A 24,094-nucleotide genomic window follows, 5' to 3' on the forward strand; every position below is an offset into this window, starting at 1 on the left:
CTTCAAGAACGGATTGCTCATGCTCACCCGCCACAGACAGGGCGCAGGCCGTACCCGGCGATCCGCTGCAAAGCCTGCATGCGAAAGCAGCGCAAAGACGCTCCATGCCCGAAGAATGTCAGCATGGGCCAATTCATGATGCGCAGGATTTGCATGCCGTGCCGAGCATACCGTGGAGATCTGGCGCTTGCAAATCACCCATTCTGGAATATCATCATGGGGCCGTATCACTGGCATGCAGCCCGCCGCCGCGAAGTCGTTGACGACAGTGAATTCGCAGATGGATCCTTTCCGGGTTTTCCAATGGTCCCGGAGGTGTTTGGCGGGCAACACTTCCATAGACCGGGAGAACACCGATGGGTACGTCGCCAATTGTCCCGACCACAATTGCAGGCATAAAAAGACTCGCCAAATCCTACCGCAAGCGCTTGGGGCTTCCCCATCATGAAGCGCTTGATCTGGCGGCAAGGGACGCCGGCTTTGCTTCTTATGCCATCGCCTTGCGGGCGCTGCTGCGGCCTGCCAACAATAATGAGGCGGAAGCACCGCCGCGCAAGATTGGGCGCAAAACCCTCCTGACCCAGGCCCGAGAAGCATTTGAGGCCGGTGATAATCCGTCGGCCAATGCGCTTGCGCGGCGCGTTCAGAAGAACAATTCGCGCGAGTTGGCCGCTTATGCGATCATTGCCCGCACGCAAGCCGATGATTTCGAACGGCGATGGATCCTGCTTAAAGCCGAGCGTGCGGCACAAAAATTGATAACATGTGTGCCGATTACCGAGCCTGGCTTCATGGATCCTCAGCAATTTGAGCATTTTGCGACCAACCGGGCCCTGCTGGCCCGCGATTACTGGCGCGAAGGTCCCCGTCAGAACAAGCATCTGGCAATCGATTTGTGCAAAGAAGTGCTGTGGCGCGATGTTGAAGATCCCAATGGCCTGCGCTTTGATTATTATGAATGGTGTATGGAGATGCGGGCTCATACGGCGGCGGCGGGCATGCTCGACCTGCGCGGACCTCGCGACCTTCCATTGCCGGAGCTTGTAAAGATGATCTCTCTCGTGCAGGCCCGCGGCGACCACATGAACGCAGAGCGGTTGGTCGCCCTTGCCGCCGAGCTTGCCTGACGCCACCTGCTCCTTCACGTTCCACGCCGCAAGGAACGGTGATGTTCAGGCCATCATGACCTTGACCCGCAAAATCCGGCTCGCAAAGATGGATCATGGCTTCAGACAAGACCCTCAATAGCAAGAACCTCGCCGGTCTCGGCGCTGAGCGGCTTGCCGAACTATTGCTCGAACTGACAGCGGGCGACGCGGCCGCCAAGCGCCGTCTGCGCCTCGAGCTTGCAAGCCGCAGTGGCGGCGCGGATGTTGCCCTGGAAGTTCGCAAGCGATTGGCTACCATCGGCAAGTCGCGATCCTTTGTCGACTGGCAGAAGGTTCGCGTGCTCGCGGCGGATCTCGATATGCAGCGCGAGGCCATCCTCAAGCATATCGCGCCGACACGCCCAGCCGAAGCCTTTGAACTGCTCTGGCGCCTGCTGGAGCTTGCGCCATCAATCTATGAGCGCTGCGATGACAGCAGCGGGACGATCGGTGGCATCATGACAGAGGCCCTGAATGACGCGGGAACTATCGCCATGGAGGCGAAACCGGATCCAAGCCACTTGGCGGACCGGGTTCTCAGTGCCGTTAACACCAATGATTATGGTCAATTTGATGGTGTGATCGGCCTGATGGCAGGGGCGCTGGGGGCTGAGGGATTGGCGTTGCTCAAGGCCAGGTTCGAGGAGATGGCGGCGGCACCTGTAAAACTCAGGGCTCCGGATCAGCGGGTGATCAGCATCAGTACCCGAGGACCGGTGCTTCAGGATGATTTTGAGGCTCGCTACAAGGCCCGGCGGGTGCAGTCGGCGCTGACTGAAATTGCCGATGCGCTGGGCGATGTTGATGGTTATGCGGCCCGTTTTTCGGCAGAGGAGCGCACCAATCCAAAAATCGCAGCCGATATTGCGGAACGGTTGCTTGGGAGCCACCGACCCGCCGACGCCATGGCGGCGCTCAGTCTGGCCGCTAGTAACGCAGAAAACGGGCGTCATTGGCCAGATTGGAAACGAGTGCGGATCGATGTGCTCGATGCCTTGGGGCAATCGGGCGAAGCTCAAAGCGCGAGATGGGCGATGTTTGAGCAAAATCTGAGCGCAGACTATTTGCGTGCCCATCTCAAGCATCTGCCGGACTTTGACGATGAGGAAGCTGAAAATCGCGCGCTGGATTATGTCCGTGGGCATTCCGATTTTTATCGGGCCCTTGGCTTCCTGATGGAATGGCCCGCGCATGGGCTCGCTGCAGAACTGGTGCTGCAGCGGCATGCGGAATTGAATGGCGACCATTATTGGCTGTTGACGTCGGCGGCAGAAACGCTGGAGCAGCGCGAGCCTTTGGCGGCCACGCTGATGCTACGATCGATGATTGATTTCTCCCTCGATCGGGCCAAATACAAGCGTTATGGACACGCCGCCCGGCATCTCCAGACCTGCGGCTATCTGGCAAAACGGATCGAGAATTTTGGGGAGCACCTCGATCATGACGCCTATGTGGCAGGTCTGAAAGCTCGCCATGGGCGCAAGAGCGGCTTCTGGAACGCGTTGGACTGAAGGTAGCTGCCAGGTTGCACCCAGTCGGGAAGATCAGGGGTACTGGCGCCTTCGTGGGCCTAGCATGAAGGTGCCGGCGCCGCCGCAAAAGATGCGCCGTGCCGTGTGAGGGGCAGGCTGGAGGCCAGACTATAATTGGCGTCAGTTATTGCGGCAATGCGCTCACATGTTCTGGTCCCGTCACAGCCCCAGCTCGATGGACTTCTCAGGCAAGGGTAGCTGCGGCCCGACATGTTTATCCGGTTCCGCCCGGAACGATTTTTCCGACAGACCCTGTTTCGGAGTGCTGGGCGTAACTTTGAGATCCTTCTCCCCAATCACCTCCAGCGCGCTGCTCTTGTCCCCGGCATTGCGAGCGATAGCCCCGGTAAGCGCCGCCACATCATTGGTAAAAAGCTGAAACCCCTCCCGCACGCGCGTCGCCATCACATGGAAAAGGCGGGCATTGGAGAGATGCTTCTCGGACGAATGCATCGCGCCAATGGCATGATCCTGCGTCATCCCCTGCGCCTGATGCATGTTGATCGCATAGCCCAGCCCAAGGCGTTCGAGCATCCGGTCACCCGGCGACAGCAGCAAGGTGGACTTGTCGGCCAGTTCCACCTCAACACCGGCATCGGACACCGCCATCACCCGCGCGCCATCAGAATTGAAGATACCCCGCTCCTTGTCCGAGGCCGTCCAGCGGATGCGGTCCCCGGCCTGAAGCGCCACACTTTCACGGGTGGCCAATTGGATCAACTCGCGCCGATCATGGGGATCGATGGTGCCCGGCTTGAAGGTGACGATCTTGCCGTTCTCCTGACGCAGGCGGACACTATCGCCCTTGCCATGCCCGACCACAGCATAGGTCCCGCGTGCCAGACCTGACACCGCATTGTGACGGCTCACCGTGAGGATCTGCCCGGCCTGATAGGTCTGGGGATAGCGTAACTCCTCCCGCGTGGCATGCACCGTAGCGTTCACCTGAAGACTGATCGCTGGCCCGGTCAGCCGCCCCTCGGCGCGCAGCCCGTCCTGAACCAGCCTATTGAGGGTCGCGCGCGACAGACGCCCCGAGGTGTAAATATCGGTCCGCTCGCGCTGGTGGGGAGACAGGGCCAGCCATGCTGCCGCAGCCTGCTCGAGATAGTCGTCCTTGTGTTCATGGAGGGCCTCCTGGGTTTTCAAAACTTCCATTGCTTTGCCCACTTCCCCGCGCCGCGTGAGATTGGCCACCTCTTTCATCGCCTCACTGCGTTGGCGCAGACTGGTGGGCATCTGGGCCATGCTGGGGGCATGGCTTTGCAGCAGCACGAAGGCCTTGCCCGCATCGATCGGCAAAAGCTGATGCCGGTCGCCCACCATCACCAGCTTATCAACCGCAAAGGCATTGGCGATGGTGGTGAGATGGACCATCGCCTCATTGGCCACCAACGATGCCTCATCGAGCAACAGGAACTTGCCCGCAAGCGCGGTACGCGAAGCTTCAAAGCCCGGCCCCTGTCCGCGCCGGGCATTGGCCAGATGCGCATGGATAAAGGAGGAAACGGTCTGCGCCCTGATCCCGGCATCATCACGCAACTGGTTCACCATCTTGTTGGCAAAGGCCAGCCCGAGGACCTCGCGGCCCTCGCTCTCTGCGACACGGGCGATCCGGTCGATCATGGTCGATTTGCCGGCCCCGGCGACACCCTGCACCAGAACCATACGGTCCGATGAGGAAAGGGCCAGCGTTGCCGCCCGCATCTGTTCATCGGTGAGCGCTGCCGGGTTCTGCAATCGCGCTGGTTCCACCGAAGCCAGCTTGAGCGAGGATTCCTGCGGACCAAACAACGCATGGCCCTGCTCGCGTCCGGCATCGATGGCGGCCAGCAACTGACGCTCCTGCTGCAAATGCTCGGGCGTCGTCACCTGCGTCACCACACCATCGAGCCTTTCACTCTTGCCGGGGACCAACTGCCCAAGTTTGAGCAATTGGCGCACACGGCTTTCGGCTCGCACGACGGTGACATTGGCCAGCCCCAGATCGAGCGCGGTCTTGGTGATCTCCTGCAAGCCAAAGGCGGCCTCCCGCTGCCCCAGAATGCGGATGGCCGAGGCCACAGCCATCTCGGTGCGGATTTCGCTCGGGCTGAGTGTCAGACGCCGCAATCCGTTGGTGGTGAGCGGGTCTGCGGCACGAAGCCAGAGACCGGCCGTCGAACGGATCCGCTCGATAATCCCTTCAGCCACGGCAGGATCCCGCACAGGCTGGCTGAGCGAGACATCTGGTCCGGCCCGCGCCACTGCCTGCTCGACCATGGCCTTGGCGTCAAAGCCGAGCTCAGCGGCACGGTCCCTCCATGCCTGATAGAGCGTGTCCTTGTCCTCGACATGGGTCTTGTTGTCGCGGGTGCCCAGCACGACGGCATCCTGCCCCCGAGGGGTGGCAATACCGAGCGCCGCGACCCGCTCGAGGATTTCCTCGCGGCGCTGGCTGAAGGCACGGGTGACTTCCCTGGGCACATCGCTGATCTCGAACTGGCCATGCTTGCCCGATAGCTCGGTGCCATAGCCCAGAGCCTCGACCTTCTCGCGGAACTGGGCGTGATAGACGCTGCCGATGGTGGCATTGGCGCTCCAGATCGCCCCGTTGAAGAGGGCGCGCCAATCGCCATGGACGGCCTGACTGATCGCGGCGACCACGACATGGATATGCGATTGGGGATCGAGCTTGCGGCTGGTGTCATGCTCGAACATGGCCCAGACGAGATTGCCCGACCGCACCGGCTCACCATTGCGGCTGCGCTCATAGGAACGAACTTCAGCATGGGTCTTCTCGACCCAGCGCATGGTCTCGCGGACCGCCTCGCGATGGGCTTCAAGCAGGCGGGCGTCACCGCCCACCAGCGCCAGCACGCTCGCCGATTTGGGCATGGAGAAGGTGAGATCGAGCCCCATGCGCCGCCCCTCGACCTGATTGACGAGACTGCCGTCGGGCAATTGGCCTTGCAGCAGATCCTGAAACGGTTGTTTCCCGACTTCCCCGGCAAGGCCGAGCACCTCGGCCCCCTTGCCGCCCCAGGCACTGAACTCGGCGGTGCCCTCGCCGGTGTAATAATCGTCCTTGGCAAAATAGGTGGCCGCACCGCCCGCGCTGCGCACAGAAGAGATTGAGTGCATTGCCTTACATCCCCATGCCGCTGTCATCGCCAAGCGATGGCCCGCTTTGGTGCGGTCCGTGGCCGTGCCCATGGTCATGGCCATGGGCATGATGATGATCGTGGTGCCGATCCTGCTCATCGACCACGCCAATGCCGGTACGCTGGTCGATCAGCGCTTGCTGTTCGCGCTGGGTGGGCCGCTGGTCCCTGGGGCTGTCCGGTGAGCCTGGCAGCGGGGCTTGCTTGTCCTGCCCATCACGCTCGCGACGCTCGGCGGGCGGACCGCCCAGTCTGAGCGGTTGTTCGACAAAGGCCGCTCCGGGTGCGGGGCGGGCACCGCTTGCCTCGTCAGCGGGTTTGGGCGGCGCGCCCTTGCTGCGCGTATCGGCCTGCATATCGGCAGAGGTGATCTCGCGGGCATCGACACGGTTCTGATCGGGCGCTGCACCCGCACCTACTTCTTCCTTCCGTTCGGCTTCGGGCAGCATGTCGGCCCGCTCGGCGGGACGCGAGGGGGCAGCGTTCTCCCGGCCACCATCGCCCGCCCCCTCATCGTCATTGGCGGGTTTGAATTCGGAGAAGCGGATCTCCTTCTTCTCGGCAAAGGGCTCAGCGATGATCGGATAGGCACGCCACTCAAGATGGATGCGCGCGGCAGGGAAGCCTTCGGGGAATTTGATGATCCCATAGAGCGAGGGAAAGTTCATGATGTCATCGGGCAGGATGAGCGGTTTGACCTCGGTGCGCGGGGTGATGGTGGCGGCATCGCGCGACATGGCCGCGCCAATCGAATAGGCCTCATCGACTTCACGCACTTCGCGGTTGCCGACGATGCCCGAGCAGAAATCCGCTGTGGCGCGATCAGCCGCCGTCAGCATCAATTTGGTGCGGGCAAGGGCGGCCAGATTGGTCGCGCCTTCGCGACCATAGGTCTCGCACAGACGCTCGAAACTATGGATGCCAAGGAGGAACGCGCCGCCGTAAGCACGCGCGGTTTGCAATCCATGTTCTAGCGCGGGCAGGCGGTGCAAGGCATGCACCTCGTCGAACAGGAACCACGTTTTGAGGCCGACATTACGCTCAGTTTCAAGCTGGGCGTTGACTGCCAGATCCATCCACAAGGTCATCAATGAACGCGTCACATGGAGATGCGTATGGGTTGAAGTGATGAAGAGAATGGAGCCGGGATTGGCCTCCTCCTTGATCCAGCGGCGGATGGAAAAGCGCGCCGGATCTTTGGCGCCGACATCGGGCAGATAGCGCAGCACCTGCGCATTGGTGTTGAAGACCGCGCGGATGGATTCTGCCATGCGCGAGGCCTGCTCCGAGGTCAGCGGATCGGCCACCGTGTTGCGCAACTGGGCATGGATATCCTTGAGGCTGGCATACATCAGCCGGTGGGCGATGGCGGCATTGGTGGTCTCGCCGCGCTCCTGCAATTTGATGCACATCTCGACGAAGAGCGTGCGCGCGGCCATCACCCAGAAGGGTTCCGAATTGGCGCCATCCGACGGGATGAGCGCGGCGGCAGCGGCGGTAAAATCGACATGGGATCGGCAATCGGAGAAGATCGTCCAGGACGGACAGCGCGTGTCGAGCGGGTTGATGATATGATCGAGACCTGCGCGGTAGAAGTGCTGCACGAAGACGCCGGTGAGATCGAAAATCACACAGCGATGACCGCGTGTCCGCGCCTGCGCGATGAGGTCGAGCAGGACCGTGGTCTTGCCCGTGCCGGTGGTGCCGATCAGCATGCCATGGGTACGTTCGAGATCCCAAGGGTAAGGGATGCCGGCAATCGCATAGGGGACATGCAGGCCCAACTTCTGACGGCGGGCAGGTGGCGCGAAAGCGACCTTGTCGGGATCAAGATCGGGATACCTGTCGGCCACCGCCTGCGTCAGCTTGTGATGATTATAGGTGGTGATTTCGGAGAGCAGAACATCGCGCTCGACCAGCATCGCGCCGCGTTCATGACGCTCCTTCATGATGTCCGAACCGCGCTCGCGGGCAAGGCTGAAGAACCAGATGGTGAGCGGGATCGAGAAGAAGGCAGCGCCGAGGCAAGAGGCCCAAAAACACCGCCATGCCTTGTGCCAGGCAAGCATCACATGCGGGTTATAAGGCACCGCTCCCATCGGCAGATGGACGATGCGACCATCGGGCAGAGTGAGGTTGATCAGATGCCTCGGATTGAAATCCACCCAGTCCCACAGACCCGAATAGATCCGCATCTCGACGAGCTGCACCTCATGCTCATCCATGCGGATAGAGAGGAAGGCGCAGAGCAAGATGAGGAAGCAGGCGAGGGCAATCAGCAGGGGCACTTTGATGCCCTGCCACGCCATCATATATTGCAGACGGACCAATTGCGTGCCGCGGGTGAAGCTGCCGACATTGCGCACCACATTGCCGCGCGCCGAAGCATGGGCAATGCGGGCAGGGCGCTTCCGGTCGAACCGGATGTCCTCGCGCTCAGGCCTGATAGCCATGATGCACCGCCATGCGTTTGATCACGAGGCCGGGAAGCTGCTCGGCTTCCTCGGGGAAATTGCGGGTCATCTGAAAGTCGATGGCGGCCTGAATATATTCCAGATTGGCGGCCAGACGGACAAGGTCGCATTGGGGCAGGAAGGTGGCAAAGGGCAGGGCGACCTGCACCAGTTCGCGCAGAACATGGCTGACATTGGCGCCGCGCTTTTCTGCCAGATCGCGGATCTGATCGGCGCTGGCCAGCGGCAAGCAGACCGAGAGGGTTTTGGTTCTTTGTGTCACAAACCAGCCTTTCGAAAAGGCATGGTCTGGGTATCGCACAGACACTCTAGCCGAGGCGGATCGCTGCGTCCAACCGGGAATGGGGATTTAGGATGCTAAATCCTATATAGGGTAGGTATATCAATGTCTTGGTAGATAATGAGCCTAACATTTAGCATGCTAAATGCCGATTTAGTATCTTATATCCCGCTCAAAATCTAAAAAAATACGCTTATCCAATGGTTTAATCTTACGGATAGCCGTGTAGGGTGTGCTGAGAACTGGAGGAACTGGCCCCGCGTTCGCCTGTGGGTTGTGACCCGCAGAAATCTGCGAAAGCTTGGCCGTTCCGGTTGGTGCATGTAGCCCTCCGGGCGCCTGAAGTCCACCCCATTGGAGGCCTTGGGCTACCCAACAGCCATTCAGAGGGGGCAAATTGCCGGTACATTTTTGGGAGGAAAATCGCGGGTAAGCGGCGGGAAAGTGCTGGCTCGAAAGGCGGCTTTACATCGACCTTGAACCGGCCGTCGGGCGTATCAAATTGCTACCGAATTGGGCTTCGCTTGGCTTGGATTCGCCTCGTTGAAATCGGCCGCAGGGATGCAGAAAACTTATACCCGTTTGAGAGGAGAGCCTGACGCGACAAGGCCTCTCACATGGTCCGCAATTTGGCGAAGCGTTGCGTCGCGCGTGCGCGTCGTTGATCCTGAAATACGGCGGCTCGCCGCACGAAATGCGATCAGTAGATTGGCCCGTCTGTGCTGGCCGCATCACGAACCTAGCTAGCCTTCAAGCGTATTGAACCCGTGAACGATAGCGTCCTGTTCGCTCGCTCAAGCTATACGCTCCAAATCAATCTTGCTACCACCCGCTGCGAGCCAACCACGGGGTTGGTTGATCAAAGCGGTTTCACGAAAAGCAGAGCCGCTGCAATTGCAGGAGCAATCGAGCCGTGCTTGATCTGCCTCTCAGATGATCGGATTAACTCGTTGCTTTTCTTCTTGGGATAATAGGATGGCTGGTGAAGCTGATGAAGGTTGCCCATTAAAGAAATTCCTTTGATTTCTAACGGACCGCCGGTCGATTTGGTGGCGATGGCGCTAGACTGTTTTCCCCCGGTGCAAGGGAAACATTGGCACCGGGGGAATACGCGAGACTCAGGCGCGGCCTTCGGCCAAGTCACGGGCGCGCGCATCTGGCGACCGCTGTTCAGGACGGCCATACCCGCCCGCGCCGGGCGTGATGATGCTGATGGTGTCGCCCTTGCGTAGGACGCCGCTGCCACCTTCAAAGCTGTCCGATGCGCCAGAGAAGTCGAAGCTGCCCGACGCGCCCGGTTGACCACCAGCCAGACCCCAAGGTTGACTGATCTGGCGGGAACCGTCCACGGACATACGACACTCGTTCTCTGCACGATAAACACGGCGCAGGCCCATACCGCCGCGGAACTGACCATCGCCGCCTGAACCGTCCACCATCTCGTAACGCAGCAGGGTGAGGGGGTATTCGGTTTCCAGCGCCTCGGCGGGCAGGTTGGAGGTGTTGGTCATATGGACATGGACACCGCTCAGGCCATCCTTGTTGTAACGAGCGCCCGCGCCGCCGCCGATGGTTTCGAGATAGACCCACAGGCCGCCATCGGGTTTCGTGCCGACGAAGGTTGCAGACGAGCAGGAGCCATTGCCTGCGGCTGTGACCTGATGAGGCACAGCCTGCCCAAGTGCGCCGAACACGATGTCGGCTACTCGTTGGCACGGTGCAATGCGGCCGTTGACCGCTGCAGGCCAGACGCAGTTCAGGATCGAGCCCTGTCGCGCGGAGACGTGCAACGGTCGTGCCAGGCCAGCATTCGGCAGGATGCTGGGGTCAACCACGGATTTTACTGCGTAATAGACCGTTGCGAGCAGTGCGGTCATCACCATGTTGATGCCGGCGCGCACCTGATCGGGCCCGTCGAAGGTCAGATTCATCTCGTCGCCCTTGACCTCGATGGTACAGCTGAAGGTCATTTCGCCCTCTATAGAGGGATTGTCGAAGCGGTCGGTGAAGGAATAGGTCCCGTCGGGAATGGTGGCGATGCCAGCACGCATCTTGCGCTCGGCATAGTCCATCAGCTCCTCGCCTGCCGAGGTCACTACGGCGCGGCCATAGCGAGCGCATAGCGCCTGCATCCGCTCCACGCCGAGCCGGTTGGCGGCGAACTGGGCGCGAAAGTCAGAGATGCGCTCCTTGGGAACCTGGCAGTTGAGCAAGATCAGCTTTTGCAGATCCTCCTGTAACACGCCGCGCCGTACCATCTTGAGCGGCGGAATGCGGATGCCTTCCTGATAGATATGGGCATGGCCTCGATCCTCGAAATCGGCGTGATGCGCGGTGTTGACGGCCCAGCAAATCAGCGTGTCGTCGACGAAGACGGGCTCTGCCACCACGATGTCAGGGAGGTGGGTGGCGCCGCCCTCATAGGCATCGTTGGCGACGAAGATGTCGCCCGGATGGATCTCGCTGGCCGGATAGGCCTTCAGGATATGCGGGATGATTCCAAGGAAGCTGCCGAGGTGCATCGGGATGTGATCGGCCTGACACAAAGCACGTCCATGGCTGTCGAACAGTGCCGTCGAACAGTCGCGGCGCTCCTTGATATTGGCTGAGTGGCTGGCTCGCACCAGCGCTTCACCCATTTCTTCCACAATCGACATCATTGCGCTGCCGATGACTTCGATTGTGATCGGATCGACAGCGATGCGAGTGGTGGCGTCCGAGGTCGGGGTCATGCCAGGAACTCCAGAATGAGGTTGAGATGCGGTTCAACTGTGACCATCATATCAGGCAGGACGATGGTCGTCGTATCCATTTGCTCGATGATGGCCGGGCCCGCGATGCGGTTGCCGGGTTTGAGCTTGGCGCGATCATAGATCGTGCAGGGCGTGAAGCCGCCCGCCTCGGGCATCCATACGTCGCGCTGGCCAATTTGGGCAGCCGACGCGTCAGGGCCGGCGTCCGGGTGGCGACGGAAGGCGGCCTTGGCGACCAGACCCGTTGCGCCCACGCGGAAGGTCACGAGTTGAATGGGATCGTGCTCGGCAACGAAGCCGTAAAGCCGCCGGTGCTCCTCCTCGAAGCGAGCACGGATGCTGGCGATCGTCGCTTCATTGACCGGGCCCGCAGGCACCTCCACCGAGATCTCATAATTCTGACCTGCATAGCGGACATCGACGGTGCGCTGTACCACGCGGTCATCCTGAGGAATGGCTTCGGTGGTGAACCATTCCTGTGCGCGAGCTTCGAGCCCTTCATAGGCGGTTGCCAAAGTGACTTGCGATGCCGCGCTCAGCAGGGTCATGCTGGTGGTGGCGAAATCTGCGCGCAGGTCGGTCTGAAGCAGGCCGGTCGCGCACATGATGCCGGGAGTCAGCGGCACTAGAATACGGCGCATATCCAATTCGCGAGCAAGGCGCGCGGCATGGAGCGGCCCCGCACCACCGAAAGCTGTCAGGGTGTAATCGCGGGGATCGTGGCCGCGCTGCACTGAAATTAGGCGAATGGCACGGGCCATGTTGGCGACAACCACCGAAATGATCCCCTGTGCGGTGTCCATGACATCCATGCCTAGCATGTCGGCAAGACGACCGATGGCGGCCTTGGCCTTGCCCTGGTTGATCTCCATTCGCCCGCCCAGCAGATGCGTGGGATTGAGGGTCTGGAGCACGACATTGGCGTCGGTAACCGTCGGTTCTTCATTACCTTTACCGTAGCAGACGGGGCCAGGGAAGGCGCCAGCGCTGCGCGGGCCAACTTTGAGTAGTCCGCCGCTATCGACTGCCGCAATCGAACCGCCGCCTGCGCCTACCGTGTGGATATCGAGCATTGGGGCTTTGATCGGATAACCATGAACGACTGACTCGCCGACCAGTTTGCATTTACCACCCGAAAGGAGAGCAACGTCGCTGCTGGTCCCGCCGACATCGAAGGTGATGAGTTCGGTGATCCCGGTCTGGCGTGCGAGGTCCTGTGCGGCTACTACGCCGGTGCTAGGGCCGGATAGTACAGTGCGGGTCGGGAAACGCGAAGCCGCTTCGATGCCGATCACGCCGCCGTTAGACTGGGTGAGGCGCGGCGCGACCTTGAGGCCAAGCTCACTCACGCGGGTGGCAAGGCGGTTAATGTAGCCCTGCATCACCGGACCGAGATAGGCGTTCACAGCTACAGTGGACATACGCTCATATTCGCGGAATTCTGGTGCGACTTCATGAGAGGTGCTGACGAAGGCCTCGGGGAACTCTTCCTCGATGATCCGGCGCGCGGTTTCCTCGTGCTCGGGGCGCACGAAGCTATAGAGGAAGCAGACGGCGACGGCCTGAGCGCCGCCCTCCCGCAGCGCACGCGCCGCTTCACGCACGGCGGTCTCGTCCAAGACGGTCTCGACCCGGCCATCGTGATGCACGCGCTCGGGCACTTCAAGTCGTAGGTCACGGGCGACCAGCACCGGCTCCTTGTCGGCCTGAAGGTCATACAGATCTGGGCGCTTTTGGCGACCGATCTCCAGAAGATCGCGAAAGCCGTCCGACGTGATGAGGCCCGTTTTCACGCCACGATGCTGGATCAGCGCGTTCGTGCCAACCGTGGTGCCATGACCGAAATAACCGACATCTTCTGCTGTGATCCCGACACGCTCCATGCCCTCGGTAATGCCCTGCGCGATGGCGCGCGACGGGTCGTCGGGGGTAGAGGAGACTTTCCAGATCTGCACCTGGCCGTCCTCCTCATTGAACAGGCACACGTCGGTGAAAGTACCACCGGAATCGATCCCGATACGCCAGACCATTTTTTGCCTTCCTTGTCTTGATTATCGTGATGCGGCCGCGCGCGCCGCTTGAGCATCGCCAACCCATGGCGCGCCATGGCCGAAACCGCCCTGCCAACGGCAGACCTCAGCGGCAAAACTTGCACCCTGCGTCATGGCTTCCTTGAGCGTACCCCCGGAGAGCATGCAGGTGAGAAAACCGGAGATAAAACCATCGCCCGCTCCCAACGTATCGACGACAGTGGTCGGAAGCGCGGGTTGAATAATCGTTCCGTCAGCATCCATGCCCAACGCTCCGTCACCGCCGCGTGTCAGCACCACCGCTTGCGGGCCGAAGGCCAGGCATTGTGTGGCAAGGCCCAGCGCCTCCCGTTCCGTCAGTTCTGAAGCCGAAAGGAAGGCGAAGCGTACATGGGGGAGTACCCGCTGGAGATACTCGACGGTCCACCGGTTCGAGCCATCCAGCGACAGGGAAGGCGTACTGGCAGCGAGGCGCGGAAGCACGTCTTCCAGCTCGCTGTAGATGCTGGTGTGAACATGGTCGAATCCTCCCATGTACGTGAAATCGGCATCTTCCCAGCGGTAGTCGGCCCGCACGCCGGGGATGCTGCTGATGAACTGGCGATCGCCATCAACATGGCCGATGAAGGCACGGGCGTTGGCTCCTGTGCGGGTACGGACCCGCGAAATATCAACGCCTTCTGCAGCAAGGGCGGCGCAAAGCAATTTACCGCCGTCGTCGTCGCCGACACAGCCCAGATAAGCTGTGAAGGCGCCGAGCTTGGCGGCCATCGCCGCCACATTCACCGCGTTGCCGCCGGGGTATTGCACCCCGGCATCGACGTAGGTGTCGATCGTGTTGTCACCCAGGCCGAGAATACGGGTCATGGCAGCGTTCTCCCTAATCGCCAATCAGTATTCCATCTTCCACATATAGCGTCGGGTCGACAGCGGTTGTCCGCGCAGATCCGAAAGATGTTCGGAGAAGCGCTTTAGGGCCGTCTGGATGATGTGCGGTGCCAGCATAGGACGGATCTCGGGATCGATGCCGGGCATGTCGAAATCGCGCGAGTCGAAGGTCATGATCCTGCGACCGTGCTTTTCACAGAAACGCATGACACGCTCCATAAGCGGACGGCTTGGATCCTCACCGACGATTAGGATGAAGGGCGTCTTCTCGTCCAGAATCTCGAAGGGACCATGGAAGAACTCTGCGGCCTCGATCGGATAGCTGTGTAGCCAAAGCATTTCCATCAGGATGCAGACGCCGAAGTTGTAGGCGGACATGAAGCCCGGACCCGACGCGACATGATAGATCTTGTCATCCTGATAATACTCCTTGGCTAGTGCCAAGCCGCGCGCATCGCTTGATTCCGCAACGGCACCGACGACCGCTGGCAGAGCGGCGAGCGAGGAGAGCAACTTCTCGCCCAGCGCCCAACCGTCGCGGCCCTTCATGACGCCGCCGACCAGAGCCTGCATCACCATGAAAAGCGAGATCAACGATTCCGAGTTGTCGCCGACGATGAATGTCTTGGGCGAAGCCTTGGCCAGCGGGCTCTCTTCCCTCATCGTGAAGGAAACCACCTTGCAGGGCTTGTCCTTCAGGAACTCGGCCGCGGCATTGGTTTCAGGCGTGGTGCCCGACTTGGACGACAGCATCACCAGAGTGCGCTCGTCTATGCGGGGTGGGTTCATGGCCATGAACTCGGACGGGAAGTAGCGACGCACTTCGATCGAGGGGCTGTAATGCTCAATCCAATAGCCGATGGCCTGCATCGCGCGGTTGCCCGAACCATGGGCGACGAAATAAATGCGGTCGATTTCGCTTGCGAGCGATTCCCCGAAAGCAAAGGCTTCCGGCAGCAAGGATACGGCTTGATCCAGGGTATCGGCCACTTGATCACGCGTCACGACGGAAGCCATGCATATTCTCCAGAATGTCGGTAGTGTGTGGTTGCTGAATTGGACTATACCAATGTCATTTTCGGTGTCCACCAGTTTTGTGACGGTGGTATGAATAATTGTTGTCACGGCTGCGTCCAGATTTGTGGCATGATGCAAACCAAGTTTTGTGAAGGAGAAATCCCGTGAGTCCCCCAAAGCAACCAGATGAGCCGCATGGTTCGGCCGGTCCGGCCTACAAGCAGATCCAGACCTATATTCAGGAACTTCTGGACAGCGCTGATTATAATCCTGGAGACCGAATCCCTTCGGAGCGCGCCTTGGCTGAGCAACTCGGTCGGAATCGGATGACCGTGCGCAAAGCGATTGAAGGCTTAATTACGATGGGCCTGCTGGAGCGGAACAGTACCAGCGGCACGCGCATTCCAGTGCCACGCGTAACACGTCCGATCGATTCGTCGTTTGGTTCCCAAGGTATTCGCCGAATCATTCAAGCGGGTGGCGGAACGGCAGGCAATAAGCTTCTTCACTTTGAGCAAGCCAAAGCCTCTTCAAAGGTCGCAGACCGCCTGAAACTGGAGGTTGGGGCGGATATTGTGATGTTCCGGCGTCTGTGGACTGCCAATGATATCCCAGTTTGTATCGAAACCAGCCACCTTCCGCTCGCGTTGGTGCCTGATCTGGCGGCGCAGGACTTGATGGGTGGTGAGTCGTTCTACAGCCTGCTTCACAGCAGGTACGGCATTGGCGCCATGCGCGGAGATCGTGAGATTGGTGTTACAACCTGCAACGAGATGGAGGCGCGGTTATTGGATCTGGGCGTAGGTACAGCCTGTCTTTCTCTGCAATTACAGGTGCATGACGAGGCGGGGCGGCCAATCGAATATATGCGCTCGGTCAATCATCCCAAGCTAGTGGTCTTCAAGACCGGTCAGATCGACCTGTCTACACCAGATCACTCAGAAAATGCGGCGAATCGGGAGGCCATTTCCGAATTTGGTTTATCTACCTTGGTTTAAGTCAATGCGTATACCAACGGCCACCCAAATTTCACGAAACTGAAAAATTGTCTTGCCATTGGTATATTCCAATATCATAGTAACCCCCGTCAGATCCGCCATGTTGAGGCAGCGCTCTGGTACGATTAGGCCAACCGACACTGCGGTTTATGCCGTTTGTCACCTTCTTCGTCCCCGATCGCCGGATGGCGGAATTGAGAATTCAAGGGAGGGTTTCGATGAGCTTGGGAATTCGCACTCAATTGATGACCGCCACCGCGCTTGCCGCAGTCGGTCTTTTTGCTTCCCAGTCCGCAATGGCGCAAAGTGCGCCTGCGGCGGAGGGGGCTGCTTCGGACAAGTCAAAGTCCAGCGCTCCTGTGGCTGCAGAAGACATTCTGAAAGATATTGTTGTCTCTGGCAGGCAGCGGGCGATTGCTGGTGGCCTAATGATCGTCCAGCGACAGCCTGAAACCACAAACAGCATCAGCGCTGAAGCGATCAAGCAGAAGATGGGCATCGCTGGCCCGTACCAGTTGGTCGCTACGCTGCCCGGCGTTAACACCGGGCAGTCCGATCCCTATCAGATGAGCATTCGCTATGCCTTGCAGCTGCGAGGTTTGCCGATGAACAAGATCGGTTGGGTGGTCGATGGCGTAAACGCAATGGACCGCGCATATCTTCAGCCTTATTCCGAAACCTATGCCGACAACGAAAATCTGGCAGGCTTGACGATTCTTCCCGGCTCGACGCGCATCACGGACCCGGTCCAAACGGCTGTCGCCGGGGAATTCAGCATGACGATCCGCGATCCCGAGGATAAGCCCGGTGCGCAAGCTTCCTACGGCTATGGTTCATACCAGGGTCAGCGTATCTTTGCGGGCATTGATACTGGCCTGATCGGCCACTCGGGTATCAAGGCCTTCGGTTCGATCTCCTACACGCAGGCAGGTACGTTTGCTTTGCCCAAGGATGCGATCGGCAAGCGCCTCCATGTAGATTTTAAGATTGCCAAGGATTGGGGTGACTTGGGCAAGAGTTCGCTCTTCCTGTCCTATGGCGATTGGAGCGCCGTGCGGTCGCAGGCCTATACCTTGGCGCAATTTCGCGCCGATCAGGCGACCGGGGATTTCACAGCCGGTAATTACCTGTCTTCCTTCAACCCCCAGAGCAACACCAATAACTACTGGAAGTATGCAGTCTATACCCGCCGCAACCTGCTGCTCGCGTGGAACAACGAGTTGCACCCGACCGACAAGATCGATCTGCACATCACGCCGTACTACCAGTGGATCTTCTCGAATAGCCCCGGTGAGTCCGCGCTCAATCCGAACAGTGTCTATGCGGGGAGCCAAAAGCAGGCAGTTGATACAACCGGACTTTTTTTGCTTCCTAACGGCAACATCCCGGTCAAGACGAACGTTCTGCAAAGGCAGTTCGCAACCGGCGTGAACACCTCCGCGAAGGTGAGGCTGACTCCCAGCAATAACATCACCTTCGGCTGGTGGTATGATCATTGGCAAATGACCCAGCTCAACAGCTTCTCGCCCATCGCGGCGGGTGGTGATGCTCCGGACTGGGCCAGCACCATCCTGCGCTCGACCAGCAGTCAGGCGATCTCGGGTGCCAACTACAGTTTCAACACCAACATCAACGCCCTTTCTGTTCAGGATGCGCAGTCGTTCCTCGATGATAAGCTTAAGGTCGAGGTGGGCTTGAAATATTTCATCTATCGTCTCTCCGGGCAGAATCTCCTGCCGGGCACGCAATCAGCGATGAATTTCCGGTATGAGAAGCTGCTCCCGCGAGCGACCGTCTCCTACGACATCAACAGCAAAATGCAAGTCTATGCCAACATCGTGACGGAAACGCGTACCAACGCGCCTATCACGACCTATCCCAACACCTACAATGCCACGACGGGGGCGATTTCCCAGCTAGGTAATCCTTCGGCCAAGCCCGAGCATTCGCTTGGCGAAGAAATTGGCTATCGATACCACGACGGCTTGCTCACCGCCGATGTTGCCCTCTTCAACAAGAAGCTGGACAACAACAGCGTGACCTCGCTCGCTTTCCTGAATGGAGCAGGCGTCAACAGCGCCTATAACGCCGGTGGTCTTATCATGCGCGGCGCCACGTTCGAACTGGCTCTTAAGTCATTCTGGGGCTTCAGCCCTTACGTAAATGGGCAGTATCTGTGGACACGCAATTCCAGTAACTTCCAGGTTGGCAATGATTTCCTTCCGACAGCCGGGAAGGAAGGCGTACAAGCTCCGAAATATACCGCAACTGTTGGTCTGGACTACAAACACGGCCCATTCTTCGGGAACGTTATCTATAAATATACCGCCTCGCAGTATACTACGTTCATGAATGACCAGAAGATGCCCGCGTACGGAACGGTTGACCTGGGCTTCGGCTACCATATCCCCGCTGGCTATGTTGGTAACGAACCGGTTATTCGCGTTTCGGTCACCAATCTGACCAACAAACCGTATCTGGGCGCTTCTTCATCGGTGCAGCCGAACGCTGTGACCACCACGGGGATTAACGGAACCGTCATCGCCGGCGCCGCCCCTAGCTACTGGCTGTCTTCGCCACGGGCGATCATGGGAACCTTCTCGACCAAATTCTGAGGAGCCTCGTATAGGTTCACTCACTTTGAGGCCGCCAGACCGGTGCGTACCGAAATGGCGGCCCATTATTTTCAGGGTGGTATGTTCGTTCCATGTGAGGGTCGTACCGTGCCAACAAGCAGTGTGCTCAATACGATCTGCAATCCGAAATAAGGTCATCGAAGGACAAGAATGCAGATCTGACGCGCGCGCTGCGCGCAATTCCAATAAGTCATCTAGAGTGGTGAAGCCTATCGCGCTTAAGGAGCCGTATCTTGGGATCTCGCGCAATCTCTATTGTCGATCTTGAGGAGAGGGCGCGGTCGCAACGGTGGTTTATGGTGTCCCTGCTCCTGACACTCATCAATGCCCAGATGGTGTTTGACCGCGTTGCGCTCATCGTTACCGAGGTCATTCTGCAAGCGAAGCTACATCTGGCGCTAAGGACCAAACCTCACATTCAGCTCCCGGCCGAAACCATCAGCACCAAAAATTCTAGCGGCCGAGTTGACGATACCACATTGTCGGCTCGACCAGCTTCCTCTGGAGAGGTTTGATTCATGCTTGAGCCATCAGATGTTATCGCCGACGGCGCGCAGATATCTTCGACCTATCGCAAGCCATTGTTTGTTGCGATATTAGGAAATATCATCGAATATTATGACGCTACACTGTATGGACTCCTAGCTGTATTTCTGGCGAAGGCTTTTTTTAATTTTAGAGATGTCAATACTGGACTTTTAGCTACTTACGCGACATTCATAATCGCCTATGCTGTGAGGCCGATCGCGGGAGTGCTATTGGGCCATCTCGCTGATATCCGTGGCCATCGCTTCGTTCTCATGCTGACGATCAATATGATGACTGTCGGCACGATCGGCATCGGGTTGCTTCCGACCTATGCGTCCATTGGAATCTGGGCCCCTATACTGGTAGTAGTATTTCGCACAGTCCAAGGGATAGGTGCGAGCGCGGAGTTTACCGTGGCGACCAGCTATGCCATCGAGCAGGGACCTGCCCGAAAAAGTCAGTATTTGACCGGATGGAGCAATGCGGGAGCGAATATCGGCCCGATGCTCGCGTCCCTCATCGCAATGATCCTAGCGTGGTCTCATGGTGACCCTTTCCTTGAGGCTGGCGGTTGGCGCATTCCTTTCCTGCTGTCAGCTCCCCTTGGCCTCTTTGCTTTCTATCTTAGGCGGCAAATGGTCAGTGACGGGCTACGGTCGAGCCCGGTGCCGACATTGCGAGCGCGTGCACGCGTTTCTCTGTTTGTCGCACTGCGGGGGCATTGGGGCACGGTCGTTACTGTCATCGCGATGGGTGCAGGGCAGCGCGTTGGGACATTTTGTATTCAGGCCTATTTCGTGACCGCCCTCATCAGGTTGGGTTACGGCGGGTCGCTCGCGATGTTTGTTTCCATCCTCCTGTTTGGAATTGGCATTCCTGCGTCGGTTGCAGGGGGTTTGCTAGCCGACAGATTTGGCGGACGCCAAATTCTTATAGGCGCGTTCGCGATCTATACCGTCGTTGCGATGCCCCTTTTTCTCGCAATGGGCGTTTCTGTCCCCCTTACTTTGCTGGGCCTGCTGACCTGTGCGATCATCAACAATTTGGTAGCGGCGCCCCTGAACGCTGCGTACATTTTGTCATTTCCGCAGGTAGTCAGGGGCGCGGCTGCGGCTTTGAACTTCAACGTAGGTTCCGTGCTGATTGGAGCGACAGCACCGTTAATGGCAACGTGGCTGGCCTCGCGGACTGGATCCGAGATCGCCTTTGGCTGGTATTTCGCCGCACTTTGCGCTGTTTCCTGTGCGACAGCAGCATTTGCTTATCCTCGCCAATGGCAGGGCTCGGCGGTCGAGTGAGCGATTAGCAGTCCCCGCTACATGAGCAAGCATGAAAGGCGATCATCGTGACCCGGACAATACCACAACTCTGCGGTTCGATTTCCAGCCGCGTTTCGCCAAGCGGCCTCGGCGTAAAAATGCACGAAGCAGGGTACCAGGCGGCGGGTGTCGATTTCAAATATGTTTCCGCCGAAACCCATGATTTGCGAGCCACCGTGGGCGCGTTTGTTGAGCTGGGCTTCCGCGGCTTCGCCGTGTCGATGCCTTTCAAGCGCGAGGTTCTCTCTTTACTTGCCGAGGTTTCGCCCGACACGCACGCGATTGGAGCTTGCAATACCGTCGTGAACAACGGCGGCTGGCTGACCGGGTACAACACCGATTGGCGCGGAGCGATGGATGCATTGCGGGAGTCGGGCGTTCATGAACCCGGACGCGCCCTCGTGATCGGTGCGGGCGGCGCAGCGAGGGCGTTGATTTTTGGTCTGAAGGAATCGGGCTGGCACGTCGAACTCGCGGCGAGAAACTTGGCTGCAGCAACTGCGGTTGCGACGGACTTCGATCTCCCCCGACCATGGAGCCATGATGCCGAAGTTATACCGGATATCGACCTTCTGGTGAACGCCACACCGAATATCGATATTTCAGAAGGTTTTCTTGCACCTGAGCGATTCCCGGACCTGAAGGCCGTATTCGACGTCGTTTTCAATCCTTCGGCTACACCGCTTTGCAATCAAGCTGCGCGCCTTGGCCTCATTTCAGTACCAGGCTGGCTCATGCTGCTGCACCAGGCCATGCACCAATTCGCCCTGTACACAGGGCTCGAGGCGCCGGCGGCAGCCATGCGTGACGCTCTGCTGAAAAATCTCCGGTGAGCGTCGTGCCGTTAAGCGTTCTAGAGCGAAATCCGTTCCGATTGCATCGGACCGATCGCTCTAGATTCCTGTTGTACCGCGTTTTCCGAGTCACCAGATGTTCCATCTGGTTCGAAAACTCTCTAGCGCTGCTGCGTCTTTTCCAATTAGTCCCGCGCTGTAGCTGATTGAGAGGATAGGCTGCCAAAGGAGATTGGTAACGCGCTTTTACGCGCGCAGCCTATGGCAGCTTCTGGCTCCAGCGCGAAGCGCATTGTCGTCTTTGTCGCCTCGATCATTGCGCTCAACGCGTTCGGTATCGATAACATATTGCCTGCGATGCCGACGATGGGCTACAGGTTCTGCGTCGCGCAGATCAAATGGGGTCCGCTCGCGGACCGATAGTCGCATTAACTCGCTTGCTCGAATTCTGCCTGCGTAGGAATGCATGAACGACCTTCTGGTGGTCCAAGTTTTGATCCGCATCCCCCTAGGGCCAATTCTCGGCGGCAATCAACAGAGAGGCAACCCGAAAAAATCCGACTGCACAGAAATTCTTACAATGTGCAAACACCTGCTGCCTGAAACAACAGGCGTTTTCACATCGATTTTTCGAAACTTACGAGATCTGCTTAGTGAACCGGTTCGTAGAGAAACCGGACAACATAAAAGTAATGACGCCGGGGAGACCACAGCCGGCGTACACCACCGAACCTGTTTAAGGATCTTGTGGCGGCTTGGTCGGCGACAGCCCTACCAATTGCCGGTGTTCGCCATTGACAACCAGGGTTCGGTCGGTTCGAGTTGCCCCTTTTGAACCAGTTCTAGGCTGACACCGTCTGGCGTGCGGATGAAGGCCATCTTGCCGTCGCGCGGAGGGCGGTTGATTGTGACGCCAGCCTCGACCAACGACTGACAAAGAGCGTAAATGTCATCGACTTCATAGGCAAGATGGCCAAAGGCACGGCCTGAACCGTATTCTGTAGTATGATCCCAGTTGAACGTGATTTCAACCTCCAGATCTTCGCGTGGCGGAGCCATGAAGACGAGTGTGTAGCGCGCGTCGGTATTCTCGATCGTGCGGGTCTTCTCGAAACCAAGCAGCGAGAAGAAGTGGATCGTTGCATCGAGGTCAAGCGTGCGGATCATGGCATGGATATAACGCATGGGTTTCCTATTAATGAGAGAGAGGGAAGGGGATCAGGCCGGGCCGCTTTCGACGCGCCCGGTTCCGGGCACCAGAACCGCAAATGCGAGGCAGACGGCAAAACAGGCGGCTGGAACCAGCATCGCTGCGTGCAGACCGCCCCAGTGTTCCGAAATCAGGCCCATGGCCGGGGGGATAAACGCGCCGCCCACAATGGCCATGACCAGCAGCGAGGAACCCATTTCGGTCTCATGCCCCAATCCTTCGACGCCCATGGCAAAGATACTAGGAAACATGATCGACATGAACAGACTACTGAGCCAGAGCGCGGCCACGGCGGGGACCCCGACCAATCCCGTCGCGATCAGGCACAAAACGATATTGGCAGCGGCGCAGGCGCCCAGCATACGGGCCGGTTTGACAAGACGTTGCAGGAAGGCTCCCAGAAAGCGGCCGGTCATCAAGAGCGCGATGCTGGCCGAGAGCCAGAATGCGGCCTGGCGTTCAGGTGTGTGGGGCAGGGCGTCCTTTGTAAAATCGATGAAGAAGCTCCAGATGCCCACCTGTGCGCCGACATAGCAGAACTGCGCGACCACCGCCCAGCGCAACCGGGCGTGACGCAGCACCTGCAGCGCGCCGCCCTGCGGCAGATCCTTCTTCGCGGTTCCCACTTCGGGAAAGCGGGTCATCGCGATCAGCAGGCCAAGCAGTACGATGGCGCTGCCCAGCGTGACATAGGGCATTTGCACGCTTGCCGCTTCTGCGGCGCGATAGGCCGCTCGTGCGGCCGGGGCCATGGCGGCAAGATCGGCGGGGCTGCGTTCGACGCCGGAAATGATGAACAGCCCGCCTACGGCCGGACCGGTGATCGCGCCCAGACCGGCAAAGCCCTGCGCCAGATTGAGCCGCGCCGCGCCGGTGACCGACGGGCCGAGGATGGCGACATAGGGATTGGCGCTGGTTTCCAGAAAGGCCAGACCGAAGGCGATCAGATAAAGCGCGCCAAGAAAGGCCGGAAACGCTTGAAGCGAGGCGGCTGGATAGAACAGGAAGGCGCCCAATGCATAAAGCGTCAGTCCGGCCAATATCCCGGCCTTGTAGCCCAGGCGCCGGATGACCAGCCCGGCCGGTATGGCCGCGCAAAAATAGCCAACGTAGAAGGCGATCTGGATAAAGCTCGATTGCGTGCGTGAAATGTCGAGCGCATGCTGGAAGTGCCGGATCAGCACGTCGTTGAGCGATGCGGCAAATGTCCAGGTGGCGAACAGGCAGGCGATCAGCAAAAAGGGCAGCAGATGCCGCCGTTCCACCAGGATAGGACGGCGCGGAGCCGCCCCGGAATTGTTGAACTGCGCCGTCATGGCATTCTCTCCATGCAGCCTTGGCGGC

Annotated in this window: 15 protein-coding genes; 6 read left to right on the forward strand and 9 right to left on the reverse strand. The window is 59.1% G+C overall.

Annotated elements, in window-relative coordinates; translation table 11 throughout:
- The first annotated feature begins 356 nt into the window (after positions 1 to 356).
- Together BGP00_RS10345 and BGP00_RS10350 are read left to right on the forward strand one after the other, a co-directional pair.
- Positions 357 to 1,127, forward strand: coding sequence for a hypothetical protein (locus BGP00_RS10345; protein WP_292693420.1), 771 nt, complete (start codon positions 357 to 359; stop codon positions 1,125 to 1,127).
- Between the two features lie 95 nt (positions 1,128 to 1,222).
- Entirely contained in the window at positions 1,223 to 2,659 is a 1,437-nt protein-coding gene (locus BGP00_RS10350; RefSeq protein ID WP_292693421.1) for a DUF6880 family protein, read from the forward strand.
- A 180-nt stretch (positions 2,660 to 2,839) separates the two neighbouring features.
- Here the strand turns inward: BGP00_RS10350 and mobF are convergent, their stop codons facing one another.
- The 7 genes from mobF to BGP00_RS10385 all read right to left on the reverse strand — a co-directional run bounded on the left by mobF (position 2,840) and on the right by BGP00_RS10385 (position 15,265).
- Positions 2,840 to 5,923 (reverse strand): MobF family relaxase, encoded by a 3,084-nt coding sequence (gene mobF / locus BGP00_RS10355; protein ID WP_292693422.1) that lies wholly within the window; start codon positions 5,921 to 5,923, stop codon positions 2,840 to 2,842.
- Positions 5,808 to 8,276: a type IV secretion system DNA-binding domain-containing protein gene (locus BGP00_RS10360; protein ID WP_292693424.1), complete on the reverse strand. Its 2,469-nt coding sequence runs from the start codon at positions 8,274 to 8,276 to the stop codon at positions 5,808 to 5,810. The genes mobF and BGP00_RS10360 overlap by 116 nt, the downstream gene beginning before the upstream one ends.
- A complete protein-coding gene (locus BGP00_RS10365) occupies positions 8,260 to 8,559 on the reverse strand; it encodes a hypothetical protein (protein WP_292693425.1) in 300 nt (99 codons plus the stop codon). Before BGP00_RS10365 ends, BGP00_RS10360 begins: the two co-directional genes overlap by 17 nt.
- Before the next feature lie 1,136 nt (positions 8,560 to 9,695).
- Positions 9,696 to 11,309 (reverse strand): hydantoinase B/oxoprolinase family protein, encoded by a 1,614-nt coding sequence (locus tag BGP00_RS10370; protein WP_292693427.1) that lies wholly within the window; start codon positions 11,307 to 11,309, stop codon positions 9,696 to 9,698.
- Positions 11,306 to 13,360: a hydantoinase/oxoprolinase family protein gene (locus BGP00_RS10375; RefSeq protein ID WP_292693429.1), complete on the reverse strand. Its 2,055-nt coding sequence runs from the start codon at positions 13,358 to 13,360 to the stop codon at positions 11,306 to 11,308. The genes BGP00_RS10370 and BGP00_RS10375 overlap by 4 nt, the downstream gene beginning before the upstream one ends.
- Before the next feature lie 21 nt (positions 13,361 to 13,381).
- Entirely contained in the window at positions 13,382 to 14,227 is an 846-nt protein-coding gene (locus tag BGP00_RS10380; RefSeq protein ID WP_292693431.1) for a PfkB family carbohydrate kinase, read from the reverse strand.
- 24 nt (positions 14,228 to 14,251) lie between these two features.
- Positions 14,252 to 15,265, reverse strand: a complete 1,014-nt coding sequence (locus tag BGP00_RS10385) for an SIS domain-containing protein (RefSeq protein WP_292693433.1) — start codon at positions 15,263 to 15,265, stop codon at positions 14,252 to 14,254.
- A gap of 164 nt (positions 15,266 to 15,429) precedes the next feature.
- Here BGP00_RS10385 and BGP00_RS10390 point away from each other — a divergent pair, with 164 nt between their 5' ends.
- The 4 genes from BGP00_RS10390 (at position 15,430) to BGP00_RS10405 (ending at position 21,579) form a co-directional block, all read left to right on the forward strand.
- Positions 15,430 to 16,263, forward strand: coding sequence for a GntR family transcriptional regulator (locus BGP00_RS10390; protein WP_292693436.1), 834 nt, complete (start codon positions 15,430 to 15,432; stop codon positions 16,261 to 16,263).
- Between the two features lie 218 nt (positions 16,264 to 16,481).
- On the forward strand, positions 16,482 to 18,878 hold the full coding sequence (locus BGP00_RS10395) for a TonB-dependent receptor (protein ID WP_292693439.1): 2,397 nt from the start codon (positions 16,482 to 16,484) through the stop codon (positions 18,876 to 18,878).
- A gap of 539 nt (positions 18,879 to 19,417) precedes the next feature.
- Complete coding sequence (locus BGP00_RS10400; RefSeq protein ID WP_292693442.1) at positions 19,418 to 20,725, forward strand: MFS transporter; 1,308 nt, start codon at positions 19,418 to 19,420, stop codon at positions 20,723 to 20,725.
- A 47-nt stretch (positions 20,726 to 20,772) separates the two neighbouring features.
- Positions 20,773 to 21,579: a shikimate dehydrogenase gene (locus tag BGP00_RS10405; RefSeq protein WP_292693445.1), complete on the forward strand. Its 807-nt coding sequence runs from the start codon at positions 20,773 to 20,775 to the stop codon at positions 21,577 to 21,579.
- 732 nt (positions 21,580 to 22,311) lie between these two features.
- On the opposite strand, the gene BGP00_RS10410 is transcribed toward BGP00_RS10405, so the two are convergent.
- Positions 22,312 to 22,725: a VOC family protein gene (locus BGP00_RS10410; RefSeq protein ID WP_292693446.1), complete on the reverse strand. Its 414-nt coding sequence runs from the start codon at positions 22,723 to 22,725 to the stop codon at positions 22,312 to 22,314.
- Positions 22,726 to 22,758: 33 nt separating this feature from the next.
- Positions 22,759 to 24,066: an L-fucose:H+ symporter permease gene (fucP, locus tag BGP00_RS10415; RefSeq protein ID WP_292693449.1), complete on the reverse strand. Its 1,308-nt coding sequence runs from the start codon at positions 24,064 to 24,066 to the stop codon at positions 22,759 to 22,761.
- Positions 24,067 to 24,094 lie beyond the last annotated feature (28 nt).

It is taken from the genome of Novosphingobium sp. 63-713, from assembly GCF_001898925.1.
In the GTDB taxonomy this organism is placed as follows: domain Bacteria; phylum Pseudomonadota; class Alphaproteobacteria; order Sphingomonadales; family Sphingomonadaceae; genus Novosphingobium.